Consider the following 4,089-nt stretch of genomic DNA (forward strand, 5'->3'; position numbering starts at 1 on the left):
TCGCCACCCCCTGCCCCGCCCTCACGCCGGCCCTGGCAGCCGCCGCCTCTCCCGCCGCCGGAACCGGCCAGGCTGCCGCGCCGCCGGCCAGGCGCCAGCGGCATCAAGGAGTTCTTCCGGTTACGCGATCCGGCCGGCAACTGAGCCCGCTCGCAGGTCACATACCCCACCTGACAGGCCCACCTGGGCCGCCCTCACAGCCCACCGTCCCCCCACGTCCTCCAAGAACAAGGGGAGTTGCCCTCATGGACCACCAAGCCCTCGCGCGGGAGATGCGCGGCCTGCGTGAGCAGGTGACCGGCATCACCGACACCGTGGTCGCGGCGGCGGACGGCCTGCTCATCGCCGCCGACACCGCCGACTCCATCGACCCCGAGGGCCTCGCCGCCCTCGCCGCGGCCGGCCTGGGCCTGGCCCGCCGAACCTCCGAGGCCACCGACCGGGGCGCCCTGCAGCGCACGGTGACCTACGGCAGCCGCGGCTGTGCCGCCTTCTACGGGGTCGGCGACACCGCGCTCATGGTCGTCCTCGGCGACGAGGGCATGGACGTGGACCGTCTGCACACGGCGACGCAGCCGACCCTGCGGCGTATCGATCTGATCCTCACCGACCGGGCCGCCAAGGCGCCCGAAGGAGTGTGAAAGGGATGGCGACGAAACGTATGACCCCCGGTTTCTCCGACCAGGTGATGGGCCTGGTCAAAGCGCTCCGCACGGACGCCCCCGACTGCGTCGCGTCCGGCGTCGTCGACATGTCGACCGGCATGCTGCTGTCGTACGAGACGGTCGACAACCATCCGCCGGAGGTGCTGGACCTGCTCGCGGGCGCCACCCTCGACCTGTTCCAGGGGCGGACCGTCGTGATGATCGAGGACGTCTTCAAGGAACGTCGCGGCAGCTCCGGCGACAACCACTTCTTCCAGGAGATCCTCGTCAACAGCGATAACCTCACCCACCTGTTCGTGCGGATGACGGAACAGCAGGACGTGGTCGCCGTGGTCGTCTGCCGCAAGTCCGTGAACGTGGGCATGCTGTTCGCCCAGGTCCGCAGGGTGGTGAAGGAGTACCAGCTGTGAGGGCACGGCAACGCTGAACGGGCCGGGGCTCCCGCCTCCCGGTGGGGACCCCGGCCCGCTCACGCCGTGCCTTCACGCCGTGCCTTCACGCCGTACCTTCACGCCGTGCCTCACTCCGTGCGCAGGCCGTCCGGCCGCATCAGCCGCAGCAGCGGCGGCAGGCTCAGCAATGTCACCGCGAGGACCACCGCCGCACCGGCGCAGGCCATCGCCAGCACGGTCGGCCAGTCCACCACCACCGGCGTGTCCGACATTCGCAGCAGCACCGCGCCCAGGGTGATGCCCACCACCGAGGCCAGCAGCAGACCGAGCCCGATCGGGATCGCCGTCTGCCACAGCACCGACATGGTCAGCGTGCGGCGGCGGGTACCGAACGCGACCAGCGCCGACAGCAGCTTGCGGCGTTCGCGCAACTGCTCCAGCTGCGACACCAGCAGGCTCGCCCCGATCAGCATCAGCACACAGAGGGCGCCGACGAGCAGCCCGGTGCGCAGCGAGTCGTACCTCACGGAGGTCCTGGTGGCCGTCCAGGTGTCCGGAACGGACAGGGGATCCACGGCGGCGGCGGTGTTGCGGACGTGTTCGGAGACGTCCGGCACCGACTCGTCGACCGAGACGTACAGCTGACCGCTGACGGTCTTCGCGACGCTCGAAGGCATCGCGCCCGGAGTCATCAGGAAGCCGTCGCGCCGGGTTCCGGCCGGGTCCACGATCGAGCGGGCCGTGCCGACGCCGGCCGGGACGGTCCAGGTGACCTCCCCGCCGTTGCCGCGGTTGTAGGACTCCAGGTACAGCTTCCTGCCCGGCCGGTTCATCGCCGGCCCGTCGGCGGAGTACTCGCCGCCCTCCAGGACGAACACGTCGCCGTCCGCGCAGGACGGCAGCTTCGCCACCTCGCGCAGCGCCGCGCAGTCGCCGACAACCAGCTCGGCGGACAGATTCGGGCCGTTCTCGGTGTCCCAGGAGGCGTCACCGAGGTAGCCCTCCCACAGAGCCGTGACCTTCTGAACGCCCTTGGTGTGGTTGAACTTCTGGACGGTCGGGGACATCGGGGCGGTGTCCGGGAGACCCACCTGCATCTGCGCCCGGCGGAGATCCTGGCCGGTCTCCTCGGTGTACTGGTCGTCGACCCCGGCGAACAGCATCTGGAGCGCGATCGCCGCGGCCACCGCCACCGCGATCCCGTTGACCATCCGGGCCGCCGTACCGCTGCTCAACTGGAGCCGACGTACGGCCAGTTGCCAGGCGACGCCACCGGCGCCGAGGCGGCCGACGGCCGTCTCCACCAGCCACGGCAGCAGCGCGGTGATGCCGACGAGCAGCAGCAGGACGCCGCCGACGACCAGGTACTTGTTGAAGTCGCCGTTGTCGCGGCCCTGGCCGATCATCGGGTAGAGCATCGCGAGGCCGGCCACCGGCAGGAGCAGCCGCCACCACAGCCGGCGCCGCGCCGGCTTCGCCGCGCGCACCACGCCGAGCGGCTCGATCACCACGCCGCGCAGCGCGAGCAGCGTGACCAGGACGGCGGCGGTGGGCACCGCCACCGCGACCAGCGTGGCCAGCGCGGGCGAGGGGTCGAGATAGCTGGGCCACACGCTCACGCCCATCACCTCGACCGAGCCCGCCACCTGCCGCCCGACCAGGAAGAACGCCGTGCCGAGAACCAGGCCGAGCAGCGCGCCGGCCAGAGCCTCGCCCGCCGCGATCCGCCGGGTCATCCGGCTGTCGGAGCCCACCAGCCGCAGGGCCGCGAGCCGGCGGTCGCGCCGATCGCCGCCGAACCGCACGGCCGCCGCGATGAACACCGCGACCGGCATCAGCAGAGCCACGATCACCACGATGTTCAGCAGGACCAGGATCGGGTCGGGTTGCTCGCGCGTCGGGGTCGGGTCGCCGAAGCCCGTCAGCCGGACCGTCCGCCACATGTCCATCCGTGCGGCGAGCCCCGAGGCGCCCGCGAAGTAGGCGAGTTCCTGCGAGCCGATCAGCCCGCTCTCCCCGATGCCGCCGACGATCCGGTACGGCAGCCGCTCCCGCAGCAGCGCCGAGCCGTCCGCGGCGAGCAGCTTCTTCAGCGCGGGCGAGACGACCATCTCGCCCGCTCCCGGGTACCGGTCCACGCCGGGCGGCAGCGGTGCCCGCGGGCCCTCCGGCTCCACCAGCCGACCCCGCACGTCCTTGTCCCGGAAGATCGTGTCGACGTGGGAGATCACCAGGGTGTCGTCCGCCTTGGGCGGCACGGTCAGGTCGTACCGGTAGTCCTGGCGCGCCTGTTCTCGGTCGTGCCGGGCGGACAGCGCGTTGGGCAGCGCGGTCGACAGCAGCAGCAGTGCCACGCCGAACCCCACGCCGACGGCCGTCAGCCCGGCCCGCACCCACCCCTCCCGTCCGCCCGCGAAGGCGAACCGGAACCCCAGGGCCAGATCCCGGCCCCACTGGCGCAGGTTCATACGACCCGCTCCATGTCGCGCGACTTCCCGTCCCGTACGACGATCTCGCGGTCCGAGTACGCGGCCACCCGGGCCTCGTGCGTGACCAGCACCACGGCCGCGTTGGCGGACCGGGCGGCCTCCGTGAGCAGGTCCATCACGCGCTCGCCGTTGAGCGAGTCCAGGGCGCCGGTCGGCTCGTCGGCGAAGATCACCCGCGGGCCGGTCACCAGCGACCGCGCCACCGCGACCCGCTGACCCTGCCCGCCGGACACCTCGCCGGGCCGCTTCCCGCGCAGGTCGTCCACCTCCAGCCGCTCCATCCACACCAGGGCGGTCCGCTCGGCCTGCTTGCGCGGGGCGCCGTTCAGCCGCAGCGGCAGTGCCACGTTCTCCACGCAGGTCAGCTCCGGCACGAGCTGACCGAACTGGAACACGAACCCGAACTCCGACCGCCGCAGCGCACTGCGCCGGGCGTCGCTCATCGTCGCCAGCTCCTGCCCGTCGTACGTGATCGAGCCCGAGTCGGGCGGCACGATCCCGGCGAGACAGTGCAGCAGCGTCGACTTGCCGGAGCCGGAGGGG

4 protein-coding genes are annotated in these 4,089 nt (G+C 72.1%); 2 read left to right on the forward strand and 2 right to left on the reverse strand.

Translation table 11 applies throughout. The annotated features are described in order from the left end of the window. Positions 1–245: 245 nt before the first annotated feature. Complete coding sequence (locus BZL64_RS36455) at positions 246–641, forward strand: roadblock/LC7 domain-containing protein (RefSeq protein ID WP_190046496.1); 396 nt, start codon at positions 246–248, stop codon at positions 639–641. Positions 642–646: 5 nt separating this feature from the next. Next, positions 647–1,075, forward strand: coding sequence for a hypothetical protein (locus BZL64_RS36460; protein ID WP_086773309.1), 429 nt, complete (start codon positions 647–649; stop codon positions 1,073–1,075). A gap of 110 nt (positions 1,076–1,185) precedes the next feature. On the opposite strand, the gene BZL64_RS36465 is transcribed toward BZL64_RS36460, so the two are convergent. Both BZL64_RS36465 and BZL64_RS36470 read right to left on the reverse strand, forming a co-directional pair. Next, entirely contained in the window at positions 1,186–3,525 is a 2,340-nt protein-coding gene (locus BZL64_RS36465; RefSeq protein ID WP_086773310.1) for an ABC transporter permease, read from the reverse strand. Further along, the coding region (locus BZL64_RS36470) for an ABC transporter ATP-binding protein (protein ID WP_086773311.1) at positions 3,522–4,089 on the reverse strand (568 nt) is incomplete at its 5' end. The genes BZL64_RS36470 and BZL64_RS36465, both read right to left, overlap by 4 nt.

The organism is Streptomyces bobili, assembly GCF_002154575.1.
Lineage (GTDB): Bacteria > Actinomycetota > Actinomycetes > Streptomycetales > Streptomycetaceae > Streptomyces > Streptomyces bobili.